This window comes from Streptomyces sp. NPDC020597 (assembly GCF_044335095.1).
Lineage (GTDB): Bacteria > Actinomycetota > Actinomycetes > Streptomycetales > Streptomycetaceae > Streptomyces.
Genome location: NZ_JBIRUL010000001.1, coordinates 213,199 through 238,954, shown reverse-complemented (window position 1 = coordinate 238,954; position 25,756 = coordinate 213,199). Strand labels below are relative to the sequence as shown.

23 protein-coding genes and 1 riboswitch are annotated in these 25,756 nt (G+C 73.5%); of the genes, 11 read left to right on the top strand and 12 right to left on the bottom strand.

What is annotated here, in order from left to right; all coding sequences use genetic code 11:
• Positions 1-56: 56 nt before the first annotated feature.
• On the bottom strand, positions 57-1,346 hold the full coding sequence (locus ACH4ZA_RS01120) for a metallophosphoesterase (RefSeq protein ID WP_319279670.1): 1,290 nt from the start codon (positions 1,344-1,346) through the stop codon (positions 57-59).
• Between the two features lie 2 nt (positions 1,347-1,348).
• Positions 1,349-1,588 (bottom strand): SCO4848 family membrane protein, encoded by a 240-nt coding sequence (locus tag ACH4ZA_RS01115; RefSeq protein WP_057584767.1) that lies wholly within the window; start codon positions 1,586-1,588, stop codon positions 1,349-1,351.
• A gap of 91 nt (positions 1,589-1,679) precedes the next feature.
• Here ACH4ZA_RS01115 and ACH4ZA_RS01110 point away from each other — a divergent pair, with 91 nt between their 5' ends.
• Positions 1,680-3,050: a D-alanyl-D-alanine carboxypeptidase family protein gene (locus ACH4ZA_RS01110; RefSeq protein WP_398427488.1), complete on the top strand. Its 1,371-nt coding sequence runs from the start codon at positions 1,680-1,682 to the stop codon at positions 3,048-3,050.
• On the opposite strand, the gene ACH4ZA_RS01105 is transcribed toward ACH4ZA_RS01110, so the two are convergent.
• Positions 3,004-3,921 carry a YihY/virulence factor BrkB family protein gene (locus ACH4ZA_RS01105; RefSeq protein ID WP_398427486.1) on the bottom strand — a complete coding sequence of 306 codons (918 nt, stop codon included), beginning with the start codon at positions 3,919-3,921 and terminating at the stop codon, positions 3,004-3,006. The genes ACH4ZA_RS01110 and ACH4ZA_RS01105 overlap by 47 nt on opposite strands.
• A 216-nt stretch (positions 3,922-4,137) precedes the next feature.
• On the opposite strand from ACH4ZA_RS01105, the gene ACH4ZA_RS01100 reads away from it, so the two are divergent.
• On the top strand, positions 4,138-4,893 hold the full coding sequence (locus ACH4ZA_RS01100) for a decaprenylphospho-beta-D-erythro-pentofuranosid-2-ulose 2-reductase (RefSeq protein ID WP_319279674.1): 756 nt from the start codon (positions 4,138-4,140) through the stop codon (positions 4,891-4,893).
• Positions 4,894-4,908: 15 nt separating this feature from the next.
• Here the strand turns inward: ACH4ZA_RS01100 and ACH4ZA_RS01095 are convergent, their stop codons facing one another.
• The 5 genes from ACH4ZA_RS01095 to ACH4ZA_RS01075 all read right to left on the bottom strand — a co-directional run bounded on the left by ACH4ZA_RS01095 (position 4,909) and on the right by ACH4ZA_RS01075 (position 10,030).
• Positions 4,909-5,487 (bottom strand): 2'-5' RNA ligase family protein, encoded by a 579-nt coding sequence (locus ACH4ZA_RS01095; protein ID WP_319192608.1) that lies wholly within the window; start codon positions 5,485-5,487, stop codon positions 4,909-4,911.
• Positions 5,488-5,663: 176 nt separating this feature from the next.
• Positions 5,664-6,674: a tryptophan--tRNA ligase gene (trpS, locus tag ACH4ZA_RS01090; protein WP_319279711.1), complete on the bottom strand. Its 1,011-nt coding sequence runs from the start codon at positions 6,672-6,674 to the stop codon at positions 5,664-5,666.
• Between the two features lie 137 nt (positions 6,675-6,811).
• Entirely contained in the window at positions 6,812-8,266 is a 1,455-nt protein-coding gene (locus ACH4ZA_RS01085) for a glycine hydroxymethyltransferase (RefSeq protein ID WP_398427484.1), read from the bottom strand.
• A gap of 31 nt (positions 8,267-8,297) precedes the next feature.
• Positions 8,298-8,388, bottom strand: a riboswitch (ZMP/ZTP riboswitch).
• 19 nt (positions 8,389-8,407) lie between these two features.
• Complete coding sequence (locus ACH4ZA_RS01080) at positions 8,408-9,595, bottom strand: glutathionylspermidine synthase family protein (protein ID WP_319279677.1); 1,188 nt, start codon at positions 9,593-9,595, stop codon at positions 8,408-8,410.
• 57 nt (positions 9,596-9,652) lie between these two features.
• Positions 9,653-10,030, bottom strand: coding sequence for a hypothetical protein (locus tag ACH4ZA_RS01075; RefSeq protein ID WP_398427482.1), 378 nt, complete (start codon positions 10,028-10,030; stop codon positions 9,653-9,655).
• 143 nt (positions 10,031-10,173) lie between these two features.
• Here ACH4ZA_RS01075 and ACH4ZA_RS01070 point away from each other — a divergent pair, with 143 nt between their 5' ends.
• The 7 genes from ACH4ZA_RS01070 (at position 10,174) to ACH4ZA_RS01040 (ending at position 19,252) form a co-directional block, all read left to right on the top strand.
• The gene (locus tag ACH4ZA_RS01070) at positions 10,174-11,022 is read left to right on the top strand and encodes a hypothetical protein (protein WP_319279712.1); all 849 of its coding nucleotides are present in this window, start codon (positions 10,174-10,176) and stop codon (positions 11,020-11,022) included.
• Between the two features lie 185 nt (positions 11,023-11,207).
• Entirely contained in the window at positions 11,208-11,810 is a 603-nt protein-coding gene (locus ACH4ZA_RS01065) for an antibiotic biosynthesis monooxygenase (protein WP_319279679.1), read from the top strand.
• Positions 11,811-11,822: 12 nt separating this feature from the next.
• Positions 11,823-14,000, top strand: coding sequence for an aminodeoxychorismate synthase component I (gene pabB, locus ACH4ZA_RS01060; protein WP_398427480.1), 2,178 nt, complete (start codon positions 11,823-11,825; stop codon positions 13,998-14,000).
• Complete coding sequence (locus ACH4ZA_RS01055; RefSeq protein WP_398427478.1) at positions 13,997-15,601, top strand: AMP-binding protein; 1,605 nt, start codon at positions 13,997-13,999, stop codon at positions 15,599-15,601. Before pabB ends, ACH4ZA_RS01055 begins: the two co-directional genes overlap by 4 nt.
• A 41-nt stretch (positions 15,602-15,642) precedes the next feature.
• On the top strand, positions 15,643-17,211 hold the full coding sequence (locus ACH4ZA_RS01050; RefSeq protein ID WP_398427476.1) for a class I adenylate-forming enzyme family protein: 1,569 nt from the start codon (positions 15,643-15,645) through the stop codon (positions 17,209-17,211).
• Positions 17,208-18,395 carry an FAD-dependent monooxygenase gene (locus ACH4ZA_RS01045; protein WP_319279683.1) on the top strand — a complete coding sequence of 396 codons (1,188 nt, stop codon included), beginning with the start codon at positions 17,208-17,210 and terminating at the stop codon, positions 18,393-18,395. Before ACH4ZA_RS01050 ends, ACH4ZA_RS01045 begins: the two co-directional genes overlap by 4 nt.
• Positions 18,396-18,457: 62 nt before the next feature.
• A complete protein-coding gene (locus ACH4ZA_RS01040; protein WP_319279713.1) occupies positions 18,458-19,252 on the top strand; it encodes an aminotransferase class IV in 795 nt (264 codons plus the stop codon).
• Positions 19,253-19,461: 209 nt separating this feature from the next.
• Here ACH4ZA_RS01040 and ACH4ZA_RS01035 read toward each other — a convergent pair whose 3' ends face one another.
• Together ACH4ZA_RS01035 and ACH4ZA_RS01030 are read right to left on the bottom strand one after the other, a co-directional pair.
• On the bottom strand, positions 19,462-19,947 hold the full coding sequence (locus ACH4ZA_RS01035) for a carboxymuconolactone decarboxylase family protein (RefSeq protein WP_351674747.1): 486 nt from the start codon (positions 19,945-19,947) through the stop codon (positions 19,462-19,464).
• 32 nt (positions 19,948-19,979) lie between these two features.
• Entirely contained in the window at positions 19,980-21,407 is a 1,428-nt protein-coding gene (locus ACH4ZA_RS01030; protein ID WP_398427474.1) for a PLP-dependent aminotransferase family protein, read from the bottom strand.
• 47 nt (positions 21,408-21,454) lie between these two features.
• Here ACH4ZA_RS01030 and ACH4ZA_RS01025 point away from each other — a divergent pair, with 47 nt between their 5' ends.
• Together ACH4ZA_RS01025 and ACH4ZA_RS01020 are read left to right on the top strand one after the other, a co-directional pair.
• Positions 21,455-22,066 carry a carboxymuconolactone decarboxylase family protein gene (locus tag ACH4ZA_RS01025; RefSeq protein WP_319279686.1) on the top strand — a complete coding sequence of 204 codons (612 nt, stop codon included), beginning with the start codon at positions 21,455-21,457 and terminating at the stop codon, positions 22,064-22,066.
• Positions 22,067-22,103: 37 nt separating this feature from the next.
• Entirely contained in the window at positions 22,104-22,823 is a 720-nt protein-coding gene (locus ACH4ZA_RS01020) for an isocitrate lyase/phosphoenolpyruvate mutase family protein (RefSeq protein ID WP_398427472.1), read from the top strand.
• A gap of 6 nt (positions 22,824-22,829) precedes the next feature.
• On the opposite strand, the gene ACH4ZA_RS01015 is transcribed toward ACH4ZA_RS01020, so the two are convergent.
• Both ACH4ZA_RS01015 and ACH4ZA_RS01010 read right to left on the bottom strand, forming a co-directional pair.
• Positions 22,830-23,786 carry an ABC transporter substrate-binding protein gene (locus ACH4ZA_RS01015; RefSeq protein ID WP_398427470.1) on the bottom strand — a complete coding sequence of 319 codons (957 nt, stop codon included), beginning with the start codon at positions 23,784-23,786 and terminating at the stop codon, positions 22,830-22,832.
• Position 23,787: 1 nt separating this feature from the next.
• Positions 23,788-25,755, bottom strand: a complete 1,968-nt coding sequence (locus tag ACH4ZA_RS01010; RefSeq protein WP_398427468.1) for an ABC transporter permease — start codon at positions 25,753-25,755, stop codon at positions 23,788-23,790.
• Position 25,756: the final 1 nt, after the last annotated feature.

Sequence of the window (25,756 nt, the reverse complement as noted above, 5' to 3'; positions counted from 1 at the left end):
GAGACGGGGCGTCAGGTCCGTCCGGGCGGCCCGGCCGGAGCCCGGGCGAGCCCCCGTCAGGCGTGCCGGGAGGCCAGTTCGACGACGGTGATGTCGGACGGTGCGCCGACGCGCGTGGGCGGGCCCCAGGCGCCGGCGCCCCGGGAGACGTACAGCTGGGTGTCGCCGTGGCGTTCCAGTCCCGCCAGGGTGGGATTCGCGGCGGCGGCGACGAAGTTGCCGGGCCACAGCTGACCGCCGTGGGTGTGCCCGGACAGCTGGAGGTCGACGCCGTGACGCATCGCGTCGTGGATCTGGACCGGCTGGTGGGCGAGGAGCACACAGGCGCGCGCGGTGTCGCGGCCGCCGAGGGCCCGGGTGAAGTCCGGTCCCTGTCCTTCGCTCTCGCCGGCGATGTCGTTGACTCCGGCGAGGTCGAACCGGTCGAGCTCGGTGCGCGCGTTCTCCAACGGTGTGAGGCCGAGTCGGCGCACCTCCTCGACCCAGCCGGCGGCGCCGGAGAAGTACTCGTGGTTGCCGGTGACGAAGTAGCTGCCGTGCCGGGCCCTCAGCTGCGAGAGCGGTGCGGCCGCCGGCCCGAGGTCCTTGACGCTGCCGTCGACGAGGTCGCCGACCACCGCGATCAGGTCGGGCTGCGTCGCGTTGATCGTGTCCACGACCTTCTGCGCGAAGCCGCGGCCCAGCACCGGGCCCAGGTGGATGTCGCTGACCACCGCGATCCGGTAACCGTGGGCGGCCCGCGGCAGCTTGGCGAGGGGAACGGTCACCCGCTTGACCCTGGGTCCGCGCAGCACGCCGTAGGTGCCGTAGCCGACGGTCCCCGCGGCGGCCGCGGCCGCCGCGCCGGCCACCACCCGCGAGACGAACACCCGGCGGGACGGCGAGGGCGCCCCGGCGGCCGGGCTCCCCGGCCCCGGCGCGCCCGGTCCCGGCTTCGTCTCCGGGGCGGACCGTTCGGAGGCGGGCGCGCCCACCGGGACCGGGTCCGGCACCGGGTCGCCGACGGACGTCCCGGACGGGTCCGCGGCGCGCGCCCGCTTCTCCAGGAAGCGGCGCAGCAGCGGCCGTACCGCCTCGCCCGCGACGACGCCCAGCAGCAGGTAGACGGACAGGGCCAGCCACAGGAAGCCCGGCCAGGCGAGGATCCGCTGGAGCCAGAAGGGGGCGCCGGCCCGCTCGGCGGCCAGGGCGCCGAAGGCCAGCGCCCAGCCGCCGGCGATGAGGACGGCACCGCCGCGGCGGGCCCGGCCGGGGCCGCGGGTGGTGTCGCGGAACAGCCGGCGCCACAGGTACCAGTTGGCCGTGACCAGGACGGTCAGGGCGACGACCGCGAAAACGATCACCATGGCTATGACGTCCGGCCGAGTGCGCGCAGACCACGCAACCCGATGGCCCCGACGACCGTCCCCAATACGAAGGACACGACGGCCAGCGTGAGATGCACCCAGAAGTACGCGGTGGGGTCGCCGTCCTCGAACGCGAGCCCGCTGCTGTCCTTGACCAGGTTCTTGACGAAAGTGACCCAGATGATCCAGCTCCACACCCCGAAGGCGAGCAGGAACCAGGAGAGGCGGCGGCTGAGCGTCATGCGTTCAGTATCGCCGCCCGGTGTCCTGTTCCGTGACCGGGGTGGGGAGGGGAGCGGGACTTCGGGTCGCGGGCCGGGTACGTTCTGCGTCGTGCCCGCACCCATGAAGCAGACCGTCAGGCGCTCCCTGCTGGTCACCTCCGCGACCCTCGCGGCCCTCGCGCTGACCGCGCCCGCCTCGCTCGCCGTGCCGATCCCGCCCCCGTCGGCGCCCCGTTCGCCTTCGGCGTCGCCGCCCGCCTCCGCGTCGGCGTCGCCGTCCGCCGGAGCCTCGAAGGGGGCCTCGGCTTCCGCCTCTCCCTCGGTCACCCCTCCGGCGAAGATGTCGACCGTGGGCGGCGCGCGGCTCGGGCAGGCGGGCACCCAGGTGACGATCGCGGGCGGCGCGCCGGTGCTGCCGAAGAACCTCACGGCGCGGTCGTGGATCGTCGCGGACGCCGAGTCGGGCGATGTGCTGGCATCGCACAACGCGCACTGGCGGCTGCCCCCGGCGAGCACGATGAAGATGCTGTTCGCCGATACCGTGCTGCCGCGTTTCCCCCGGGCCACCGTGCACAAGGTCGACCCGAAGGACCTGGCCGGCATCGGCTCGGGCTCCAGCCTCGTCGGCATAAAGGAAGGCGAGACGTACTCGGTCCACGATCTGTGGCTCGGCGTCTTCCTGCGGTCGGGCAACGACGCCGTGCACGTCCTGTCCGCGATGAACGGCGGCGTCGCCGCCACGGTCGCCCAGATGAACGACCACGCCGGCGAACTGCAGGCCCTCGACACCCATGTCGTCTCCCCGGACGGCTACGACGCGCCCGGGCAGGTCTCCTCGGCGTACGACCTGACGCTGTTCGCCCGTTCGGGCCTGCAGAAGAAGGACTTCCGGGAGTACTGCTCGACCGTCTCGGCCAAGTTCCCCGGCGAGACGACGAAGAACAAGAAGGGCAAGACCAGCCGCGGGACCTTCGAGATCCAGAACACCAACCGGCTGCTGAGCGGCGACTACGACATCTCCCAGTACCCCGGCATCGCGGGCGTCAAGAACGGCAACACCACCAACGCGGGCGCCACCTTCACCGGCGTCGCCGAGCGCAACGGCAAGGTGCTGCTGGTCACGGTCATGAACCCGGAGAAGTCCGACCACAACGAGGTGTACAAGGAGACCGCCGCCCTGTTCGACTGGGGCTTCCAGGCGGCCGGCAAGGTGACGCCGGTGGGTGAGCTGGTCGCGCCGCGGAACGCCGCGCAGCCGAGCGCCCAGCCCGGCGCGAACCCGTCCGCGGAGGCCGGGCAGGCGGGCGGCGCGGGGAACGCGTCGGCGAAGCCGGTGGCGGGCGTGGTGGCGGAGGGGCGTTCCGGCGGCATGTGGATCGCGCTGGCGATCACCGGCGGTCTGCTGGTGCTGCTGGCGGGCGGCGCGTGGCTGGTCAACCGCCGCTGGCCCCTGCCGGACCTGGTACGACGGCGTCGCTGACGTCGATGTCCCCGGGCTCCTCGGGTGCGCTGCCGGTCGCCGTCCAGGCGGCGCAGTACAGGACCAGCTTCGCGGTGAAGTTGATCCACAGCAGCAGGGCGATGGGCACGCCGAACGCGCCGTACATGCTCTTCGCGGCCACGCCCTGCATGTATCCGCTCAGCAGCAGCTTCAGCAGCTCGAAGCCGACGGCGCCGATGAACGCGGCGACGACGAGCCGGCGGCGGCCCGGTTCGACGCCCGGCAGCAGGGTGAGGACGTAGAGCAGCAGCAGGAAGTCGGCGAGGACGGCGACGGCGAACGCCGCGGACCGCAGCAGGACGCTGCCCCAGCCGGCCTGGTCTATGCCGAGCTCGTCCGTGATCCAGCCGACCAGCGCCGAGGCGATGGTGGAGATGGCGAGGGTGAGCAGGAGCGCACCGCCGAGCCCGACGAGGACGCCGGCGTCCTTCGCCTTGGCGAGGACCGGGTTCTCGTCCTTGTCGGGCAGCTCCCACACCGCGCGCAGACAGTCCCGCATCTGCCCGACCCAGCCGATGCCGGTCAGCAGCAGGACGGCGCCGGCGATGGACCCGACCGTGCCGGCGTTCTCGACCAGGCCGTGGACGTCGATCTGGTCGGAGATGCCGGGGACCTGGTCGACGATCTTGTCCTGGAGTTCCTGCTGCCGGGACTCGGTCAGTGTGGCGGCGGCGACGGCCGCGGCCACGGTGAGCAGCGGGAAGAGCGCCACGAAGCTGACGAAGGTCATCGCGGCGGCGAGCCGCGTCCACTTCACGCGGTCCAGGCGCTCGTACGACCGCCACGCGTGCGTGGCCATGAGGCGCGCGACCGACGGGCCGATCCACGGCAGCTTTCTGAGCCAGTCCATGAGCCCACTCTGCCCTGCTCACGACGGATGACGCCGGGCAGAGGTGCACAAGCGCGCCGACACCGCCACCGGAAGCCGGCGATTCGGCCGGTATGCAGTCGATCGGCCATTTCGGGGATGATCGTCACGTTTCACGACCAGTCGCCCGACCAGGGGCGATACGGTCGCCGGGATGCCGGCCGAGACCGTTCCCGGCACCGTTCCCCAGGAGCCCGTATGAAGGACGCCTCCGGCCTCCCCCAGTCCCTGCTCGTCCTCGGCGGCACGTCGGAGATCGCCCTGGCCACCGCGCGCCGGCTGATCGCCCGCCGCACCCGCACGGTGTGGCTGGCCGGGCGGCCGTCCCCGGCGCTGGAGTCGGCCGCCGCGAAGCTGCGGCTGCTGGGGGCGGACGTCCACACCGTGCCGTTCGACGCGCTGGACCCGCAGTCCCACGAGAGCGCCCTCGGGAAGGTCTTCGCCGAGGGCGGCGTCGATCTGGTGCTGCTCGCCTTCGGCGTCCTCGGCGACCAGGCGAACGACGAGCGCGAGCCGGCGGCCGCGGTGCGCGTCGCGCAGACCAACTACACGGGGGCGGTGTCGGCCGGCCTGATCGCCGCGCAGGCCCTCCAGACGCAGGGACACGGCTCGCTGGTCGTGTTCTCCTCGGTCGCCGCCGAGCGGGCCCGCCGTTCGGACTTCATCTACGGCTCCAGCAAGGCCGGCCTCGACGCCTTCGCCCAGGGCCTGGGCGACGCCCTGTACGGCACCGGCGTCCACGTCATGGTCGTGCGGCCCGGGTTCGTGCGGACGAAACGGACGGCCGGGCGGGCGCACACGCCGCCCGCGACCACCCCGGAGGCGGTCGCCACCGCCGTCGAACTGGGACTGCGGCGCCGCTCGGAGACGGTGTGGGCGCCCGGGGCGCTGCGCCCGGTGATGTCCCTCCTGCGCCACCTGCCGCGGGGGCTGTTCCGGCGTCTGCCGCTCTGAACCGGTCGGTCGGGCTCAGCGCGCCGGCAGGGAGCCCCGGTCGACGTGGGCGGCCTGCGGGGGCACCACCGTGCCGCCGAAGGGGTACTCGCGGAGCTTGCGCCAGACGCCGTCGGCGCCCTGTTCGGCGAGGGCGAAGCCGGTGCAGGGCCACTCCGCCTCGTAGCCGGCGAGCTCCTGGAAGGCCCGGTCCATCGCGGCCTCGTCGATGCCGTGCGCGACGGTGACGTGCGGGTGGTACGGGAACTGCAGCTCACGCACCAGGGGCCCGGAGGCGTCCCGGATGCGCTGCTGGAGCCGGGCGCAGGTCTCCGCGCCCTGAACGACCCTCAGGTAGACGACCGGCGACAGCGGCCGGAACGTCCCCGTGCCGGAAAGCCGCATCGGGAAGGGACGGCCGGCCGCCGCGACCTCGGTGAGGTGCGCCTCGACGGCCGGCAGCGCGCCCGCGTCGATCTCGGTCGGCGGCAGGAGCGTGACGTGGGTGGGGATGCCGTGAGCCGCGGCGTCGCCGAAGCCTGTGCGCCGCTCCTGGAGCAGGCTGCCGTGAGGCTCCGGGACCGCGATCGACACGCCGATCGTTACGGTCCCCACGTCTTCTCCTGTCGTCATGTCGTGATGGCGGGGTGTGGTGCCGGGTTCGTACTCGGTCGTACGGCTATCGACTGTACGGCTGCCGCTGTCCTGTGGGCAGGCGCAGACAGAGTGATGTGCAGCGCTCTGCCCCGAGGAACAGGTGTGCGGTGCGCCCCGGGTGCTTCGGAGCGCCTTCAGTGCTTCGCGGGCAGGAAGCCCATCCGCTCGTACGTCCGCGACAGCGTCTCGGCGGCCACGGCGCGTGCCTTCTCGGCGCCCTTGGCGAGGATCGAGTCGAGCGTCTCGGGGTCGTCCAGGTACTGCTGGGTGCGGTCCCGGAACGGCGTCACGAAGTCGACGACGACGTCGGCGAGGTCCGTCTTGAGCGCGCCGTAGAGCTTGCCCTCGTAGCTGCTCTCCAGCTCGGGGACGCTGCGGCCGGTGAGCGTCGACAGGATGGTGAGCAGGTTGCTGACGCCGGGCTTGTTCTCCGCGTCGTAGCGGATGACCGTGTCGGTGTCGGTGACCGCGCTCCTGACCTTCTTGGCGGTGGCCTTCGGCTCGTCGAGCAGGTTGATGAGGCCCTTCGGCGTGGACGCCGACTTGCTCATCTTGATCGACGGGTCCTGGAGGTCGTAGATCTTCGCGGTCTCGCGCAGGATGTACGGCTTCGGGATCGTGAAGGTCTCGCCGTAGCGGCCGTTGAAGCGCTCGGCGAGGTCGCGGGTGAGCTCGATGTGCTGGCGCTGGTCCTCGCCGACCGGGACCTCGTGGGCCTGGTAGAGCAGGATGTCGGCGACCTGGAGGATCGGGTACGTGAAGAGGCCGACGCTCGCGCGGTCGGCGCCCTGCCGGGCGGACTTGTCCTTGAACTGCGTCATCCGGCTGGCCTCGCCGAAGCCGGTGAGGCAGTTCATCACCCAGGCGAGCTGCGCGTGCTCGGGGACGTGGCTCTGGACGAACAGCGTGCAGCGCTCGGGGTCGAGGCCGGCCGCGAGCAGCTGGGCGGCCGCCAGCCGGGTGTTCGCGCCGAGCTCCTTCGGGTCCTGCGGGACCGTGATCGCGTGCAGGTCGACGACCATGTAGAAGGCGTCGTGGGACTCCTGCAGAGCCACCCACTGGCGGACGGCGCCGAGGTAGTTGCCGAGGTGGAAAGAGCCTGCGGTGGGCTGGATTCCGGAGAGCACACGCGGACGAGACTGCATGGCGGAGCCATTCCCCTGAGGGTGGTGGTGGGCGACGGGCGGGCGGTCAGAGGCCATGCCCCCTATTGTCTCAGAGCGCGGAGACCACCCGGAACGGGTCCCGGGCGGCCGCGCGGGCCGCCCGGGACGCCGGCGGGTCAGCCGAGGTCGATCTCCGGGTACAGCGGGAAGCCCGCGACCAGGTCCGTCGCGCGGCGGGAGATCTCGTCCGCGATCTTCCCGTCCAGGACGTGGGAGGCCTTCGACGGCGCGCCCGACTTCGTGACGCCCGGCTCGGCGGCGGTGAGGACCCGGTCGATGAGGGCCGCCACCTCGTCCATCTCGGCCGCGCCGAGGCCGCGGGTGGTCAGCGCGGGGGTGCCGATGCGGATGCCGGACGTGTACCAGGCGCCGTTCGGGTCGGCCGGGATGGCGTTGCGGTTGGTGACGATGCCCGAGTCGAGCAGCGCGGCCTCGGCCTGCCGGCCGGTGAGACCGTAGGAGGAGGCGACGTCGATCAGGTTCAGGTGGTTGTCCGTGCCGCCGGTGACCAGGGTCGCGCCGCGCCGCGTCAGGCCCTCGGCGAGGGCGCGCGCGTTGTCGACGATGCGCTGGGCGTAGTCCTGGAAGGCGGGCTGCCGGGCCTCGGCGAGGGCGACGGCCTTGGCGGCCATGACGTGCGGGAGCGGGCCGCCGAGGACCATCGGGCAGCCGCGGTCGACCTGGTCCCTGAGGGAGTCGTCGCACAGGACCATGCCGCCGCGCGGGCCGCGCAGCGACTTGTGGGTGGTCGTGGTGACGATCTGGGCGTGCGGGACGGGGTCGAAGTCGCCGGTCAGCACCTTGCCGGCGACCAGGCCCGCGAAGTGCGCCATGTCGACCATGAGGGTCGCGCCGACCTCGTCGGCGATCTCGCGCATGATCCGGAAGTTCACCAGGCGGGGGTACGCCGAGTATCCCGCGACGATGATCATCGGCTTGAACTCGCGGGCCGTCGTGCGCAGCGCGTCGTAGTCGATGAGGCCGGTCGCGGGGTCCGTGCCGTAGGAGCGCTGGTCGAACATCTTGCCGGAGATGTTCGGGCGGAAGCCGTGCGTGAGGTGGCCGCCGGCGTCCAGGGACATGCCGAGCATGCGCTGGTTGCCGAAGGCCTGGCGCAGGGTGGCCCAGTCGGCCTCGGAGAGGTCGTTGACCTGGCGGGCGCCGGTCTTCTCCAGGAAGGGGGCCTCGACGCGGTCGGCGAGGACGGCCCAGAAGGCGACGAGGTTGGCGTCGATGCCGGAGTGCGGCTGTACGTAGGCGTGACGGGCGCCGAAGAGCTCGCGGGCGTGCTCGGCGGCGAGGGACTCGACGGTGTCCACGTTGCGGCAGCCGGCGTAGAAGCGGCGGCCGGCGGTGCCCTCGGCGTACTTGTCGCTGAACCAGTTGCCCATCGCGAGGAGGGTGGCCGGGGAGGCGTAGTTCTCCGAGGCGATCAGCTTGAGCATCTCGCGCTGGTCGGCGAGCTCCTGGCCGATGGCGTCGGCGACGCGCGGCTCGACCGCACGGACGACGTCGAGGGCCGCGCGGAACGCGGCGGACTCGGTGGACGGGGGTGCGGAATTCTCGGGCATCGGGACCTCCGGACGTGGCGTACGGCGAGTTCGGTTCGGCCCAGGCGCACGGCACTGTCACTGCTCACGGGCCGCTCCCCGATGGTCCGTCCCATCCCAGCGCGCCAGTCACGGCCCGTTCAGCAGCCTACCGGCTACCGGTCAGAGGATCACGTGCGGGACGAAGCGGGCGTACTCGTCCGTGATCAGGCCGGCGGACTCGCGGATGCCGAGGCCGGCGGACTCCCCGTCCACCACCCACGCGCCGAGGACGACGTGGTTGCCGTCGAAGGCGGGGAGCGGGGCGAGCGCCTGGTAGCAGCAGGGCTCGTCGTCGCGGACGACGGGATCGGCGCCCTTCTCGTGGATCGTGACGCCGGCCCCCTCGCGGCCCAGCAGCGGCTTGGCGACGTAGCCGGTGGTCGCCGCGAGGTCGCGCGGGCCGTCGAGGTACGCGGGCAGCAGGTGGGGGTGGCCGGGGTTCAGTTCCCACAGGACGGCGAGCAGCGCCTTGTTGCTGAGGAGCATCTTCCAGGCGGGCTCGATCCACAGGGTGCTGCCGGTGCCGCCTCCGTTGTCGAGGGTGTCGAGGACGTGGCCGGCGAAGCGGTCGGTGCTGAGCCATTCCCAGGGGTAGAGCTTGAAGCAGCTGCGGATGAAGCGGAGTTGTCCGTCGACGAAGCGGCCGGACAGCGGGTCCCAGCCGATCTCCTCCATGGAGATCCAGTCGGTGTCCAGGCCGGCCTGTTCGGCGGTCTCCTTGAGGTAGGCGACCGTCATGAGGTCCTCGCCGAGCTCGTCGGCCGAGGAGTGCGCGAAGTAGAGGGGGTTGCCGGGCGGAAGCAGCGCGGCCTGCTTCTTCCAGGCGGCGACGAGGCGTTCGTGCAGGGAGTTCCACTGGTCGGCGCCGGGGAAGCGGTCCTCCATCCAGAACCACTGCGGGGAGGCGGCCTCGACGAGGGAGGTCGGGGTGTCGGCGTTGTACTCGAGGAGCTTCGCCGGGCCCGTCCCGTCGTAGCGGAGGTCGAAGCGCCCGTAGACGGAGGGGAGTTCGGCGCGCCGACGCCAGGCCTCGGCGACCGCCGCCGCGATCCGCGGGTCGGTGATGCCGAGGTCGGCGAGGCGGTCGGCGTTCACCAGGTGCGCGGCGGCGGCCAGGCACAGGGCGTGCAGCTCCTCGACGGTCTCCTCCAGCGCCTCGACCTCGTCGAGGGTGAAGGAGTAGTAGGCGCTCTCGTCCCAGTAGGGGCGCAGACTGCCGTCGGGGTGACGGGTGAGGGGGTAGACGAGGCCCTGTGCCTCGACGGTCTGCTGCCAGCCGGGGCGGGGCTCGACGGTGTGACGTCGCATGGGTGACGGTGTCCTGTTCAGCCGCTCGGTCGTCCGGTCGCCGGGTCGTCCGCCGGCTCAGCCGCCGGAGCTGCCCTTGTGGCCGCCGCCGTCGCCGTCCCCGCCGAAGCCGCCGCGGTCGACGCCGCTGCCGCCGCCGCTGCTGCTCGAACCGCTCGAGCCGCCGGACCCCTTGCCCGGCTTGCCGAGGGATCCGCCGTCCACCCAGGAGCCCTGCTTCTTGCCTCCGTAGTACCAGACGCCGCCGGACGTGCTCTTGGCGGACTTGCAGTTCTTGTCGGCGACGACCTTGTATCCCTTGGCGAGGGTGTAGCTGTCGCGGTCGACGCAGCGCTTGTCGGGGTCGGAGGAGCAGGCGGTGAGGGCGGTGGCGAGCAGCCCCACGCCTCCGAGCACGACCGTGCCCGAACGAAGTCGTCGACGTGCTTCCGCCATGTCCGTGTCTCCCCCTGGTCGCATCGCCCCTACGGCGATTTCCGGTCGACAGCCTAGACACCGGGGTGAGAGCGCCCCGAGGCGGCCCGGGCGGCCCTCCGGCGGCGGCCCGCTCCCCTACAGTCCGTTTCGTGCTCTTGGGAATGGTGTGCGCGCTCGGCGCGGCGGTCTGCTTCGGTGCGGCGACGGTGTTGCAGGCGATGGCGGCCCGGGCGGCGGCCGCCGAGGGCGGCGCGGAGGGCGGCCGCGGCGGGGACGCGGCGCTGCTGCTGCGGGCCGTGCGGCAGTGGCGTTATCTGGCGGGGTTGGGCCTTGACGGGCTGGGGTTCGTCTTCCAGATCGTCGCGCTGCGGTCGGTGCCGATCTACGCCGTGGGGGCGGCCCTCGCGTCGAGCCTCGCGGTGACGGCGGTGGTCGCCGCGCGGCTGCTGCACGTGCGGCTGAGCCGGGTCGAGTGGGCGGCCGTGGCGGTGGTGTGCGCGGGGCTGGCGATGCTGGGGCTGGCCTCCGGCTCGGAGGGCGAGGAGAGCGGGCCTGCGGCGCTGCCGTGGGCGATGCTCGGCGCGGCTGTCGCGATGTTGTTGCTGGGGCTGGTCGGCGGACGGCTGCCCGAGCGCGGGCGGGCGCTGGTGCTGGGCCTGGGCGCGGGGTTCGGGTTCGGGGTGGTGGAGGTGGCGGTGCGGTTGATCGACTCGCTGTCCCCCGTGGCCCTGCTGACCGACCCCGCCCTGTACGCGCTGCTGCTGGGCGGCGGGGCCGCGTTCCTGTTGCTGACCACGGCCCTGCAGCGGGGGTCGGTGACGACGGCCACGGCGGGGATGGTGATCGGGGAGACGGTCTGGCCGGCGCTGGTGGGCGTGGTGTGGCTGGGCGACCGCACCAGGGAGGGGCTGGCGTGGCTGGCCGTGCTGGGCTTCGCGGTCGCCGTCGCGGGCGCGTTGGCGCTCGCCCGGTTCGGGGAGGCGCCGGAAGCGGCGCCGCCTTCGGAATGAAGACGTCCGCCGACCTGAACCGCTCCTTCGGCGATCGACCGGACGCACGGCCGCCTTTCCCCTCCGCGATTCCGCCCGCAGGCCGGACGAGACCCACCGTAAGCCCCTTTTCGGACGGCGGGTGACAGTTGGAAAAGTTTGAAGAACCTGTGAACGCAAGCGCTCTCTGACGCGTACTCGACGGTGTGACCAGTAATCCCGTCACCGTCACCGCCGCTTATCACGTGGTGCCGGGCCGAGAGGCCGACTTTCATTCCTGGGGTTGGGGCATGCTGGGCGCGAGCGCACAGCAGCCCGGATTCCTGGGAGGTGGTGTGCTCGTCGACGAAGGGGCGGAATGGCATGTGGTCTATCGCTTCGTCAGTGAGGGTGCGGCGCGCGCCTGGGAGGACTCGGCCGCCCGGTTGCGGTGGGACGCCCGGGCCCAGGGCGTCGCCCGGCAGACGGACCGCCGCAGCGTGCGGGGCTCCAAGGCATGGTTCGACGCCCAGGCTCCCGCGGCGAAGCCGCCCGCGCCGCCGGGCCCGCCGTCGAAATGGAAGTTGTGGTTCGTGAATATGAGCGCCGTTTTCCCGCCGGTGCTCCTCTTCAATCTGATCGTGCTTCCTTATCTCGGCGGACTGAATCCATTCGTTCGCACGCTGCTGTTGTGTCTGTGCGTGACGGCCCTCGTCACCTGGATTCTGATGCCCCGCCTCCAGCGTTTCTTCAAGAAATGGCTGTATCCACCGCTCCAGGCGCTCCGCGGTCGCCACAAACGCACCGCTCAGGCCAGAGAACGACCCTAGGGAGGTGAGCGGGTGAAAACCCTGCTCATCGACAATTACGACTCGTACACGTACAACCTTTTCCAGCTGATCGCCGAGGTCAACGGCGAGGAGCCGGTGGTGGTCCTCAACGACGCCCCGGCGGACGCCGTCCCCGAGCTCACGGCGTTCGACAACGTGGTGGTGTCGCCGGGGCCCGGACATCCGGAGAAGGCGCGTGACTTCGGCATCAGCGCCCGTGTGCTCGCCGAGTCCCCCCTGCCGGTGCTCGGCGTCTGCCTCGGCCACCAGGGCATCGCGCTCGGGGAGGGCGGCCAGGTCTCGGCCGCCCCACAGGCCCGGCACGGGCATCTGTCGGCCGTCCGGCACGACGAGCGGGATTTGTTCCAGGGGCTGCCCCAGAACTTCACCGCTGTCCGCTACCACTCGCTGGCCGTGCGCGAGCCGCTGCCCGACTCCCTGGAGGCCACGGCATGGGCGGAGGACGGCGTCCTGATGGGTCTGCGGCACCGCGAAAGGCCGCTGTGGGGCGTGCAGTTCCACCCGGAGTCGGTGCTCACCGAGTACGGCCACCGGATGCTGGTGAACTTCCGCAACCTCACGGCCGAGCGGGCCCGCAAGACCCGGACGAAGAACACCGCGGTCCCGCCCTCGGCGGCCACGATGCCGCGGCAGCGGGTGACCGTCCCCGGCCCGCGCCGGACGAGCGGGCCCGCCTACCGGCTGCACACCCGCCGCATCGCCGAGGCGATCGACGCGGAGGCCGCGTTCACCCGGCTGTACGCCGACTCGGCCCGGGCGTTCTGGCTGGACAGCTCCCGTGTCGAGCGCGGCCTGTCCCGCTTCTCGTTCTTCGGTGACGACAGCGGTCCGCTCGCCGAGTTCGTCCGGTACGACGTCGAGGCCGGGCGCTGCGAGATCGAGCGGCCCGGACGGCCGACGCGCAAGGTCCGGGCGAGCGTCTTCGACTACCTCAAGCGGCAGCTCGACGGCCGCCGCGTCGACGCCACCGGGCTGCCCTTCGACTTCACCGGCGGCTACGTCGGCTACTTCGGCTACGAGACGAAGGCCGACTGCGGTTCCCCGAACCGGCACCGCTCCGACGTCCCGGACGCATGCTGGCTGTTCGCCGACCGGCTGATCGCGGTGGACCACCAGGAGGGCTTCACCTACGCCGTCTGCCTGGCCGAGGACACCCCGCAGGCCGCCCTCGAGGCCGCCGACTGGCTCGAGGGCACGCTGGCCCGGCTCACCTCGCTGCCCGCGGAGGCCGACCGGACGCGGACCCCGTCCCCCGGGGCGTCGACGGAGGCGGACCGCTCCGCCGCCGAGCCCTGGCTGGTGCGGGACCGCGAGACCTACCTGGAGGACGTCGCGGCCTGCCGGCGGGCGCTCGCCGAGGGCGTCAGCTACGAGGTCTGCCTGACCGACGCCGCCCGGTTACCCGCACCGGCCGACGCGCTCGCCTTCTACCGGACGCTGCGCCGCGTCAACCCCGCGCCGTACGCCGCCTTCCTGCGACTCGGCGACCTCGACGTGGCGGGCTCCTCGCCGGAGCGGTTCCTGCGGATCACCCGGGACGGGATCGCCGAGGCCAAGCCCATCAAGGGCACCGCGCCGCGCGGCGCCGACCCGCTGGAGGACGCCCGGCTGCGCGACGCGCTGGCGGCCGACGCCAAGACGCGCGCCGAGAACCTGATGATCGTCGACCTGCTGCGCAACGACCTGGGGCGGGTGTGCCGGACCGGCACCGTGCGGGTCTCCCGGCTCATGGCCGCCGAGACGTACGCGACCGTGCATCAGCTCGTCTCCACCGTGGAGGGACGGCTGCGCGAGGGCGCCGACGCGGTGGACTGCGTACGCGCCTGCTTCCCCGGCGGCTCGATGACGGGCGCGCCGAAGCTGCGCACGATGGAGATCATCGACGAGCTGGAGACCGAGGCGCGAGGCGTGTACGCGGGCGCGCTCGGCTATCTGGGCTGCAGCGGCGGCGCGGACCTGAGCATCGTCATCCGCACCGCGGTCCTCGCCGGCGGTTCGATGCAGCTGGGGGCGGGCGGCGCGATCGTCCTCGACTCCGATCCGGTCGCCGAGTACGACGAGATGCTGCTGAAGACGGCCGCGCAGATGCGGGCCCTGCGGGAGGACGCCGAGGGCGCTGCCGCGGCCCCGCACCCGGGCACCGCCACCGCCGAGGAGGCCTCCCGATGACGACCCAGCGTCCCCTGGCGACTCCCCCGATCACCCGGGCGCCCGCCGCCGCGCCACCGTCACCCGCCGCGCCGGCGGCCCGCGCCTCGGGCGTGCCCCGGCCGAGGCGGCCCGCCGACGCCCCCGGCAACCTGGCCGGGCAGCTGGCCGACCTCGCCGAGCGGCGGGGCTGGACCGGGCGGGCCGCGTTCCACCAGGGCCACCGGCGCTGGACCCACAGCGAGGTGCACGACCTCGGGGCGCGGGCGGCGCGGGTGCTGGCGGACCACGGGGTGCGGGCCGGCGACCGGGTGGTGCTCGCGCTGCCCGACTCGGTGGCGTGGATCGCCGCCTTCCTCGGCGTGGCCCGGCTCGGAGCCGTCGCCGTCCTGGTCAATCCCGAACTGCCCGCCGCCGAGCACGCGTTCATGGCCGAGGACACCGAGGCCGTGCTCTGCCTGACGGGGCCGGGGCCCGCGGACGGCTTCGCCGGCCGGGCGCGGCTCGGCGCCGACGAGCTCCTCGCGTCGGCCCCCGCCGCCGAGCCGGCCGCCGTCCACCCGGTCGACGCGCACACGCCGCTGTACGTGCAGTACACCTCCGGCACCACGGGCCGTCCGAAGGGCGTCGTGCACGCGCACGGAGACCCGAAGACCTACCACGACCTGATCGGCCGGCGGCTGCTCGGGATCACCGAGGACGACGTCACCCTGTCGGTGTCGAAGCTGTACTTCGCGTACGGCTTCGGCAACGCCTTCGCCTTCCCGCTCTTCTCCGGGTCGTCCGCCGTCCTGGTGGACCGGCGTCCCACGCCCGCCGCCGTCGACGAGCTCGTCGCCCGGCACCGGGTCACCCTCCTCTACTCGGTGCCGTCGGCGTACGCGGCGCTGGTCGCCGACCGGGGCAGCGGACACGGCGCCTGCTTCGCCTCGGTGCGCGCCGCGGTGTCGGCCGGCGAGGGCCTGCCGGACGGGCTCGGCGTCCGGGTCCGCGAACTGCTCGGCGCTCCCGTGCTGGAACAGATCGGCTCCACCGAGGCCGGTCACGCCTTCTGCGCCAACAGCCTCGGCCACCACCGTCCCGGCACCGTCGGGCACCCCGTGCCGGGGTTCGAGGTGGAGCTGCGCGACCGGGCCGGGCGGCCGGTGCCGGAGGGCGCGGAAGGAGAGATGTGGGTGCGCGGGCCGACGCTGACGTCCGGCTATCTGAACCGGCCGGAGGAGACCGGGCGCACCCTGGTCGGCGGCTGGCTGGCCACCCACGACCGGGCCCGGCGCGAGCCGGACGGCTCCTACCGGCATCTGGGCCGCACCGACGACATGGAGATGGTCGGCGGGATCACCGTCTCCCCGCTGGAGGTGGAGGCCGTGCTGCGGACCGGCCCGGGGGTGCGCGAGGTCGCGGTCGCCGCCGTCACGGACGGGCGCGGCTCCAGCCGGCTGCGCGCCTTCGTGGTCCCGGCCGGCCCGGTCGCCGCCGGTCTCGAGGAGGACCTCCTCGCCCTGGCGCGCGAGCGCCTCGCCGCCTTCAAGGTGCCCAGGAGCGTCAGCTTCGTGACGTCCCTGCCCCGCACCCCCACCGGAAAGCTCCGCCGCCACCTGGTCCGCCAGGGGGCGTGGTGACCCCCTCGGGGCACCGCCGCACGGCCGAAAGGAACAGTCACATGTCGCAGCAACGTCTGCTCGCCGACCGCGGGTTCTATCTGGGCCCCCTGTTCCGGCGGGCGGCCGACCGGCACGGCGCCGTGTTCGTCACCCTGGACCGGCCGCTGGACACCCACCCCGCTCTCGGCGTCGACCTCGACTACACGGTCCTCGCCGACGTGGTCGAGGAGCTGTCGGGCCGGCTGTGGGCGGCCGGGGTACGGCCCCTTGAGCAGGTGGCCCTGCACAAGACGGACAACGTCGACATCGTCCTGCTGACCTGCGCGATCTCCCGCATCGGCGCGGTCCCCGTGCTGCTCTCCCCGGGCCTCGCGGGCCCGGTCGTCGGGCAGCTGCTGGAACGGCTGCGGGAGCCCTGGCTGATCACCGACCGAGCCAAGCTGGCGGGGCCGCTGCAGGGCGTCGACGTCCGCGTGCGGCGGACGCTGTCCGTCGACGAGGCGCCCGGCGCAGAGCCGCTGGGCGGGTTCACCGCCGACAGGCCCCCCGCGCCCGTGCGGCTGCACCCCCGCGAGCCCGCGCTGATCACCCACAGCTCCGGCACCACCGGCGTCCCCAAGCTGGCCGTGCACTGCCCGAACACCATGTGGAACCGGCTGGTCCCGCAGCAGGCGATGGGCTGGCCCACCCGCGGCGAGACGGCCGCGCTGCACATGTCGTTCGTGCACTCGCGCTTCTACCACCTGCTCGGCGTCCTGCTGCGCTTCGGCAGCCCGCTGGTGCTGATCACCGACCCGGACCCGGCCGCCGTACGTCCGCTGCTCGTCCGCCACCGGCCCGGCATCGTCGAGACCCACCCCAACACGTTCGTGCTGTGGGAGGAGCTCGCCGACGCGCCCGGCGCCCCGCTGTCCCGGGTGAAGTCGTACGGCTCCACGTTCGACGCGATCCACCCGCGCACCGTGCGCCGGCTGCTGGGCGCGTCGAAACGGCGTGCGCCCTGGCTGGTCCAGCTGTACGGGCAGAGCGAGACGGGGCCGGTCGCGGTGCAGTGGTTCACCCGGCGCAGCGCGCAGCGGGCGGACGGCCGCCGGGTCGGCACGGGCATCCCCGGCTTCACCCGGCTGCGGATCACCGACGCCGACGGCCGGCCGGTCGCGCCCGGCACGCCGGGCCGTATCGAGGCGCGCACCCGCGGGCGCATCCTCACCTACCTCGGCGCGCGGGCGCAGTACGAGCGCCAGCTCGACGACGGGTGGTGGCAGATGGGCGACATGGGCGTCCTGAGCCGGCTGGGCGCGCTGCGTCTGATCGACCGTGAGATCGACCGGATCGACGCCGTGCACAGCAGCCTGGAGGTGGAGGACACGCTGATGGAGCGTCTGGAGGAGCTGCGCGAGGTGGTCATCGTGCCCGGCGCGGACCGTGAGCCGGTGCCGGTGGTGTGCGTGCGGGACGAGCGTCCGCTCGATCCGGGGCGCTGGCGGGCGGCCACGGCCGATCTGCCCGCGATGGCCGAGCCCCGGCAATGGCGGTTCGAGGAGCTGCCGATGACGGCGACCTGGAAGGTGAAGCGGGTGGAGATCACCCGCATGCTGGCCGGGACGCCGCGGGGCGTGCACGCGTGAACCCGGCCGTCGTCGTGGGCGCGGGCCCCGTCGGTCTGTCGGCGGCGCTCGCGCTGCGCGCGCACGGCCTGCCGGCGCTGGTGCTGGAGGCGGACCCCGAGGACCGCGAACGGCCGGGCAGCCGCGCCCTGTTCGTGCACCGCGAGACCCTCGCGCTGCTCGACGGGGTGGCTCCGGGGCTGGCCGCCGAGATCACCGCCTACGGGCGCACCTGGCACACCCGGCGGACCCTGTACCGGGGCCGCGAGGTGTACGCCCGCACCTTCCCGCCCCGGTCCGGCCCGTCGACGGCCCTGCCGCCCTTCACCAGCCTGCGCCAGGTGGACACCGAGCGGTTCCTGCGCGCCGCCTGCGCGCGGGCCGGGGTCGAGTTCGTGTGGGGGGCGCGCGTCACGCACGTGCGCAGCACGCCGGACGGGGCCGTGCTGAGCGGCGAGGACGGGCGGGAGTGGCACGCCGGACACGTCGTCGCCGCCGACGGGGCCCGCTCGGCGGTCCGGCGCGGGCTGGGCATCGCCATGGAGGGCGTGCGCGGCGAGGGCTTCCACGTCGTCGTGGACGTGGCCGACGTGCCCGGCGCCGAGCTGCCGCTGGAGCGGGTCTTCCACTACGAGCATCCGGGGGTGGGCGGCCGCAGCGTGATGCGGGTGCCGTTCACCGGGGGCTTCCAGGTCGACCTGCAGTGCCGCGACGACGACGCGCAGGAGGCCTTCGGCACCGACCAGGCCGTACGCGAGTGGCTGCCGGCGGTCGTCGGCGACGGATACGACGGCCGGATCCTCTGGGTGTCGACGTACCGCTTCCTGCGCAAGGTCGCCGCGTCGTTCACCGATCCGCACCGGCGGGTGCTGCTCGTCGGCGAGGCGGCGCACCTGTTCCCGCCGTTCGGGGCGCGCGGCATGAACAGCGGGATCGCCGACGCGGTGGCGGCGGCCGCCGCCGTCGCCGCGGGCACCGAGCGGGCCGTGGAGGAGTTCGCCGGGACGCGCCGGGAGGCGGGGCTGTTCAACAGCGCCGCCGCCGGGCTCGCGCTGGAGCATCTGCGCCCCCGGCGCCGGACCGTACGGCTCCGGCAGCGGGCGGCGGCGGCCCTCGCGCCGGTGCTGCCCTCGTGCGGGTCATGGCTGGAGCACGCGCCGTACGGGCCCCGCGGCGGGGCGCCGGCGGCCGCAGGCAGGTACTGAGCGGGACGTCCGGAGAGGAACAGGCGATGACGCAGGCCATGACGCTGGCGATGACACGGACCATGACGCGGGTGACCGCGGTGGAGGGGCTGTCGGGGTGGACGTCGGCCGGGGGGCTGACGCCCGCCGCCGAGGCCGGCGGACGGCTGCTCGTCGCGGACTCGTGGCTGGTGCGCGACGGCCGGGTGCGCGGCCTGGAACGGCACCGGGAGCGGTTCCTGCGGGCCTGCGGCGAGTGCAGCGGTCCGCCGCTGCGCCGGTTGGTGGAGTTCTGGCGGGACGTGACGGCCGCCCTGCCGCGGTCCGGCGAGTGGTTCCCCCGGGTGGAACTCGCCGCGGGATCACTGGAGTTGCGGCTGCTGCTGCGGCACGCCCCGCAGCTCGGGACGGACGTCCGGGTCTGGGCCGCGGGCCAGCCCGATCCGCGGACCATGCCGCGCCGCAAGGGGCCCGACCTCGACGCGCTGGCCCGGGTGCGCCGCCGGGCGTCCGACGCGGGCGCGACGGAGGCGGTGCTGGTCGCGCCCTCCGGCGCGGTGCTGGAGGCGGCCACCGCGAGCGTCCTGTGGTGGGAGGACGACACGCTGTGCCTGCCGCCGCCACGACTGCCGGTGCTGGCCGGGGTGACCGGACAGCTGATCCAGGAACGGGCCCACCGCCTCGGCGTCCGTGTCGCGCACCGCGAGCGGACGCCCGCCGAGCTGGACGGCCGGGAGGTGTGGCTGGTGAACGCGCTGCACGGCATCCGCCCGGTGACGGCCTGGGCGGGAGGTCCGCTCACCCCCGGGCCGGCCGTGCGGGCGGAGGAATGGCGACGGTGGCTGGAATCGCAGGGGGAGCCGCTGCCCCGGGTGTGAGGGAGCGGACCCGGACGCGTGAGGGAGCGGACCCGGACGCGGAGGACTCGGGGTTCTGACGGAGAGAACCCGGACGGCCGGCGGAACAGCGATGCGGGCGCCGGACAACTTGTCCGGCGCCCGTATTCACGTGTTCCCGAATTCCTTTGCCATTCCCTCCGCCATTTCCCGCAATCCCTCGCATTTTCCGTCGACTGACGGATTTCTCGCTATTTCTTCGCCGGCTGGTAGGCACCCGGGACCATGCGCGTCGCGACGGCGATGCGGTTGTAGGCGTTGATGACGGTGGCCGCCCAGATCAACGCGGCGAGCTGGGCCTCGTCGAAGACCTCCGCCGCCTCGGCGTACACCGCGTCCGGCACATGACCGTCGTGCACCAGGGTCACGGCCTCGGTCAACGCCAGTGCGGCGCGCTCGCGTCCGGAGAAGAAGGGGGTCTCCCGCCAGGCGTTCAGCGCGTACAGGCGCTGCTCGGTCTCGCCCTCGGCGCGGGCGTCCTTGGTGTGCATGTCGAGGCAGAACGCGCAGCCGTTGAGCTGCGAGGCGCGGATCCTGACCAGCTCCAGGATCTCGGGTTCGACCTTGGCGTCCCGGGCGGCGGAAACGGCGGCGGCGTGCAGGGAACCCATCGCGGCGGAGACGTCGGGGGTTATCTTCTTGAGCGCCACACGGGACACGGAATTGCTGTTCGTCATGGTGGGACTGTATCCGGGAAATTCCAGGAAATCTATCCGGGATAAAGAATTCCGGCGCCGTCGCCGCCGGCCGGCAGGGCCGCGCACAGGGCGTCCAGCGCGCCGGACCACGCGTGGTCCGGCGGGGTGCCGTAGCCCACGACCAGGGCGTCGAGGGGGGCGGCGACCGCTTCGGCATGCCGATGCCGTGGGGCGAGCCCGTCGACCGCCAGTCCCCGGCGGGCCGCCGCCCTCACCACCGCCGCCTCGGCGCCCGGCGGCAGGCGCAGGACGGCGTGCAGGCCCGCCGCGATGCCGGTGACCCGGATCTCCGGGGCCCGGTCGGCCAGGGCGGCGACCAGGGCGTCGCGGCGCCGGCGGTAGCGCGTGCGCATGGCCCGCACATGGCGGTCGTACGCGCCCGAGGCGATGAACTCCGCGAGCGTCAGCTGGTCGAGGACCCCGGAGGTGTCCACCCCGCCCTTGGCCGCCGTCACCTCCTCGGCCACGCCCGGCGGCAGCACCATCCAGCCCAGCCGCAGGCCGGGGGCCAGCGACTTGCTCGCCGTGCCCAGGTACACCACGTGATCGGGGTCGAGTCCCTGGAGGGCGCCGACGGACTGGCGGTCGTAACGGAACTCGCCGTCGTAGTCGTCCTCCAGGACCAGACCGCCGGTGCGCCGCGCCCAGTCCACGACGGCCGCCCGGCGGTCGTGGTGCAGGGGCACGCCCATCGGGAACTGGTGGGCGGGGGTGAGCAGGACCGCGCCGGCGTCCGTCGAGCCGAGCGCCGGGTCCGTGCCACGGTCGTCGAACGGCAGCGCGGTGGTGGCCAGTTCCGCCGCTTCCAGCAGCCACCAGTGCTCGTCCAGACCGTAGGACTCGACGGCCACCGAGTGCGCCCCGCGCGCCCGCAGGACCTTCGCCAGCAGGCTGAGTCCATGCGCGAACCCCGCGCACACCACGATGCGTTCGGGGTCGGCGCGCACCCCGCGGGCGCGGGAGAGGTAGCCGGCGAGGGCGGTGCGCAGTTCCACCCGGCCGCGCAGGTCGCCGTAGCCGAAGGCGTCGGAGGGGGCCGCGGCGAGGGCGCGGCGGGCCGCCCTGAGCCATGCGCCGCGCGGGAAGGAGGCGACGTCGGGGCTGCCGGGCCGCAGGTCGTGGACGGGCCGGTGATCCGCGGGGCGGCGGGGGCCGGCGTTCGCCGGAGGCACGACGTGCCGCTCGGACACCCGGGTGCCCGAGCCCTGGCGGGCGGTGAGCCAGCCCTCGGCGACCAGGTCGGCGTAGGCGTCGGCGACCGTGTTGCGGGCGACGCCCAGGTCGGCGGCGAGGGAGCGGGAGGAGGGCAGTCGGGTGCCGGGCGGCAGCCGGCCGCTGCGGACGGCCTCGCGCAGGCCGTCGGTCAGACCCCGCCGCACCTGCGGCCCGGTCGGCTCCACGTGCAGGTCGACCCCGAAAGTGGCCCATGGATTCGGCATGGAAATGGACCATACTCCTGGGCTGCCTGGCACCTAGGGTCGAAGCCATGACGACCGACGCATCCGCCCCGACCACCACGACGAGAGCCGCGACCAGCCCCATCACCGCTCCCACCGGTCCCACCGGCCTGCCGGACGGCCCCGCGACCGCCGCCCCCGCTCCGGCCGCCGCCGGGCGGACGAACCGCGCGCCCGAGCACACCCCCCGGCTGAACTGGTCCGCGCACGCCCCCGAGGTGTACAAGGCGATGCTCCGGCTGGACGCCGCCGCCCGGAAGGGCCTCGACCCCGTACTGCTGGAACTGGTGAAGATCCGGGCCTCGCAGCTCAACCGCTGCGCGCTCTGCGTCGACATGCACAGCAAGGACGCGCTCGCGGCGGGCGAGAGCGTCGAGCGGATCGTCCAGCTGAGCGCGTGGGAGGAGTCGGCGCACTTCTACACGGAACAGGAGCTCGCGGCGCTGGCGCTGACCGAGGCGGTGACGGTGCTGACGGAGGGATTCGTGCCGGACGCGGTGTACGCGAGGGCGGCCGAGCACTTCGACGAGCCCGCGCTCGCGCAGCTGATCGCCGCGATCACGGTGATCAACGCGTGGAACCGGTTCGGCGTGACGTGCCGGCTGACGCCGGGGCACTACCGGCCGGGGCAGCACGCATGAGCCCGGCGGACGGCCTCCACCGCGAGGAGTGGACGTCATGAGCAAGGCGGACGACTTCCGCCGGCTGCACCACAACCGGCTGCCGGGCGACCCCCTCGTCCTGCCCGGACCGTGGGACGCGGCCAGCGCCCGGGTCTTCGCCGAGGCGGGCTTCCCGGCGCTCGCGACGCCCAGCGCGGGCGTGGCCGCCTGTCTCGGGTACGCCGACGGTCAGACCCCGGCGGACGAGATGTTCGCCGCGGTCGCCCGGATCGTACGGGCGGTGGACGTCCCGGTGTCCGCGGACGTCGAGGACGGGTACGGGCTGGCTCCGAAGGAGCTGGTGGAGCGGCTGCTGGAGACGGGCGCCGTCGGCTGCAACCTGGAGGACTCCGCCGGCGGGGTCCTGAAGGACCCGCGGGAGCACGCCGAGTGGCTGGCGCAGGTGCGGGCGGAGGCCGGCGGCCTGCTCTTCGTCAACGCGCGCGTGGACGTCTTCGAGTACGGCGACGGCGACCCCGAACGGGCGATCGAGCGGGCGGCCCTGTACGTGGCGGCCGGCGCCGACTGCGTCTATCCGATCGGCGTGCCCACCCGTCTGCTGCCGCTGCTGCGGTCGGGTATCCGGGGCCCGGTGAACGTGGGCGGCCAGGTGGACGGCGAAGGCCCCTCGCCCGCCGGACTCGGCGAACTCGGGGCCACGCGCGTCACGTTCGGGCCGGGCCTCCAGCGGCGGGCGGCGGCCGCCCTGCGGGAGATCAGCGCCCGACTGGTGTAGCGGCGCTCAGGACAGCCACGCCTTCCAGGTGGAGGCGTGGCCGTCCACCCACTGCTTCGCCGCCTCCTCCGGCGTCATCTTCTGGTCGGCGATGGCCAGGGACACCTCGTTCTGGTCCTCGGTCGTCCACTGGAACTTCTTCAGGAAGGCGGCCGCCTTCCCGCCGTCCTTCGCGAAGCCGGCGTTGAGGTACTTCTGCAGCGGGGTGTGCGGATAGCCGCAGGCGACCTTCTCCGGGTCGGCGTCGCAGCCCTCCTTGTAGGGGGGCAGCTTCACCTCGGTCATCGGAACCTTCTTGAACAGCCACTGCGGCGCGTACCAGTAGGTGAGGAAGGGCTTCTTCTCCTTGGCGAACTGCCGCATCTGGGTGATCTGGGCGGCCTCCGAACCGGCGAACACGACCTGGAAGTCCAGGTCCAGGTTCTGCACCAGCGCCTTGTCGTTGGTGACGTAGGAGGGTGAGCCGTCCATGAGCTGGCCCTTGCCGCCGCTCTCCGCGGTGGCGAACTGCGCCGCGTACTTGTTCAGGTTCTTCCAGTTCGTGACGTCCGGGTGCTGCTTCGCGAAGTACGTCGGCACGAACCAGCCGATGTGCCCGGTCACGCCGAGGTCGCCGCCGGGCGTGATCGTCTTCTTGTCCTTGACGTAGCGCTGTTCCTGCTCGGGGTGGCCCCAGTCCTCCAGGATCGCGTCGACCCGGCCCTGGCTGAGCGCGTCCCAGGCGGGCACCTCGTCGACCTGCACGGTGTCGACGCGGTAGCCCAGCTCGTGTTCCAGGAGGTACTGGGCGACGGCCACGTTGGCCTGGGCGCCCACCCAGGACTGGACGGAGAGGGTCAGGCTCTTGGCGCCCTGCGCGTTGGCGAACGGCGAGGCCTGCTTGGTCATGTCGGCGGCGCCGCAGCCGGTCAGCAGGAGCAGCGCGGACGCGCCGGCCACGGTCGCGGTGGTACGGATGCGCATGTCACGCCCCCTTCTTCGTACGGCGTTCCGTCGGCTGGGTCACCCGGTCGAGCATCAGGCCGAGACAGACGATGGCGGCGCCGGCCACCAGACCGGTGGCGAGGTCGCCCTGGGCGAGGCCGAAGACGACGTCGTAGCCGAGCGCGCCGCCGCCGACCAGTCCGCCGATGATGACGACGGCGAGGACCAGCACCACGCCCTGGTTGAGGGCGAGCAGCAGAGCCGGGCGGGCCAGCGGGAGCTGTACCTGCCGGATCTGCTGGCCGCTGCTCGCGCCGAGCGAGCGGGCGGCCTCCAGGGCGGCCGGGTCGACCTGGCGCAGGCCCTGGGCGGTGATGCGGACGACGGCCGGCAGCGCGTACACGACCGCGGCGGCCACGGCGGGTGCGCGGCCGACGCCGAACAGTGCGACGACCGGGATCAGGTACACGAACTGCGGCATCGTCTGGAAGACGTCGAGGACGGGCCGCAGGAGCCGTTCGAAGCGGTCGCTGCGGGCGGCGGCGATGCCGGTCGCGAAGCCCAGCACGAGGGTGACGGCGACCGCGGCGAGGACCTGCGACAGCGTGTCGAGGGACGGTTTCCACACGCCGAGGACACCGATCGCGGCCATCGCGAGGACGGCGGTGAGCGCGGTGCGCCAGGTGCCGATCACCCAGGCGAGCGCGGCGACGATCAGCAGCACCGACCACCAGGGCAGGGCCTGGAGGCCGTCGCGCAGCGGGTCGAGGACCCAGGTGGTGAAGTGGCCGGCCCAGTCGGCGGTGCCGCCGATCACGGGCACGCCGGAGTAGAGGTGGTCCGTCATCCAGTCGACGGCCCGGTTGACCGGCTCGGCGATGTTCAGGGTCCAGCCGTCGGGCCAGTCGAGGCGGCCCGCGAGCCGCGCGGCGACCGCGACCACGACGGTGGCGGCGAGCGCGGACGCCCAGCCGGCGCGCCGTGAGAGGCCGCCGGTTCCGGCGCGGGAGCCGGCGTCGGCGTCGGACTCGCCGGCCGCGCCGGTCACCCGGTCCAGGACGACGGCGAGGAGGACGATCGGGATGCCGGCGGCGAGGGCCGCGCCGACGTCGACCGAGGCGAGCGCCTGGTAGACGCGGTCGCCGAGGCCGCCCGCGCCGATCACCGAGGCGATGACCGCCATGGACAGCGCCATCATGATCGTCTGGTTGAGGCCGAGCAGGAGCTCCTTGCGGGCCAGCGGGATGCGCGCGGTGAGCAGGCGCTGGCGGGCGGTGGCCCCCAGCGACTCGACGGCCTCCAGCACCTCCTTGTCGGCGCCGCGCAGGCCGAGCGAGGTGAGCCGGGCCATCGGCGGCGCGGCGTAGACCACGGTGGCGAGGACGGCCGCGGGGACGCCGATGCCGAAGATCAGGACGACCGGGAGCAGGTAGGCGAACGCGGGCAGCACCTGCATGGTGTCCAGGACGGGGCGCAGGATGCGGTCCATCCGGTCCGACAGCCCCGCGGCGAGGCCGAGCACGGCGCCGACGGCGACCGACACCAGGACCGCGACGACCATCAGCGCGAGCGTCTGCATGGTCGGGATCCACATGCCGAGCAGTCCGCAGGCCAGGAACGCGACGGCGGTGCCCAGCGCCAGCCGCACTCCGGCGACCCGCCAGGCGACCAGCGAGGCGGCGGCGGTGACGCCCGCCCAACCGGCCGCGAGCAGCACCAGGTAGACGGCCCGCACGCAGAGCACGACCGCGTTGCTGACGTAGCCGAAGCCGTAGAGGAACAGCGGGTGGCTGTCACGGTTGTCGATGATCCAGTCGCTGGCCTTGCCGAGCGGCTGGGTGAGGTCGACGGTGAGGGCGGCGGGCCAGCTGCCGCTGGCCCATTGGGCGTTGGCGAGCGGCACGAGGACCGCCGCGGCGAGCGCGAGCAGCGCGAGCTTGGCGACCGAGCGGTGTTTGAGGACCCCGGGCAGGGAGACACGGGGGGCCGGTGCGGTGACGGTAGCCATG

Bases quoted from the DNA above. Each gene is read 5' to 3' on its own strand.
- ACH4ZA_RS01120 (WP_319279670.1), bottom strand. From the start codon at position 1,346: ATGGTGATCGTTTTCGCGGTCGTCGCCCTGACCGTCCTGGTCACGGCC.
- ACH4ZA_RS01115 (WP_057584767.1), bottom strand. From the start codon at position 1,588: ATGACGCTCAGCCGCCGCCTCTCCTGGTTCCTGCTCGCCTTCGGGGTG.
- ACH4ZA_RS01105 (WP_398427486.1), bottom strand. From the start codon at position 3,921: ATGGACTGGCTCAGAAAGCTGCCGTGGATCGGCCCGTCGGTCGCGCGC.
- ACH4ZA_RS01100 (WP_319279674.1), top strand. From the start codon at position 4,138: ATGAAGGACGCCTCCGGCCTCCCCCAGTCCCTGCTCGTCCTCGGCGGC.
- trpS (WP_319279711.1), bottom strand. From the start codon at position 6,674: ATGCAGTCTCGTCCGCGTGTGCTCTCCGGAATCCAGCCCACCGCAGGC.
- ACH4ZA_RS01085 (WP_398427484.1), bottom strand. From the start codon at position 8,266: ATGCCCGAGAATTCCGCACCCCCGTCCACCGAGTCCGCCGCGTTCCGC.
- ACH4ZA_RS01080 (WP_319279677.1), bottom strand. From the start codon at position 9,595: ATGCGACGTCACACCGTCGAGCCCCGCCCCGGCTGGCAGCAGACCGTC.
- ACH4ZA_RS01075 (WP_398427482.1), bottom strand. From the start codon at position 10,030: ATGGCGGAAGCACGTCGACGACTTCGTTCGGGCACGGTCGTGCTCGGA.
- ACH4ZA_RS01070 (WP_319279712.1), top strand. From the start codon at position 10,174: ATGGTGTGCGCGCTCGGCGCGGCGGTCTGCTTCGGTGCGGCGACGGTG.
- ACH4ZA_RS01055 (WP_398427478.1), top strand. From the start codon at position 13,997: ATGACGACCCAGCGTCCCCTGGCGACTCCCCCGATCACCCGGGCGCCC.
- ACH4ZA_RS01050 (WP_398427476.1), top strand. From the start codon at position 15,643: ATGTCGCAGCAACGTCTGCTCGCCGACCGCGGGTTCTATCTGGGCCCC.
- ACH4ZA_RS01040 (WP_319279713.1), top strand. From the start codon at position 18,458: ATGACGCGGGTGACCGCGGTGGAGGGGCTGTCGGGGTGGACGTCGGCC.
- ACH4ZA_RS01035 (WP_351674747.1), bottom strand. From the start codon at position 19,947: ATGACGAACAGCAATTCCGTGTCCCGTGTGGCGCTCAAGAAGATAACC.
- ACH4ZA_RS01030 (WP_398427474.1), bottom strand. From the start codon at position 21,407: ATGCCGAATCCATGGGCCACTTTCGGGGTCGACCTGCACGTGGAGCCG.
- ACH4ZA_RS01025 (WP_319279686.1), top strand. From the start codon at position 21,455: ATGACGACCGACGCATCCGCCCCGACCACCACGACGAGAGCCGCGACC.
- ACH4ZA_RS01020 (WP_398427472.1), top strand. From the start codon at position 22,104: ATGAGCAAGGCGGACGACTTCCGCCGGCTGCACCACAACCGGCTGCCG.
- ACH4ZA_RS01015 (WP_398427470.1), bottom strand. From the start codon at position 23,786: ATGCGCATCCGTACCACCGCGACCGTGGCCGGCGCGTCCGCGCTGCTC.
- ACH4ZA_RS01010 (WP_398427468.1), bottom strand. From the start codon at position 25,755: ATGGCTACCGTCACCGCACCGGCCCCCCGTGTCTCCCTGCCCGGGGTC.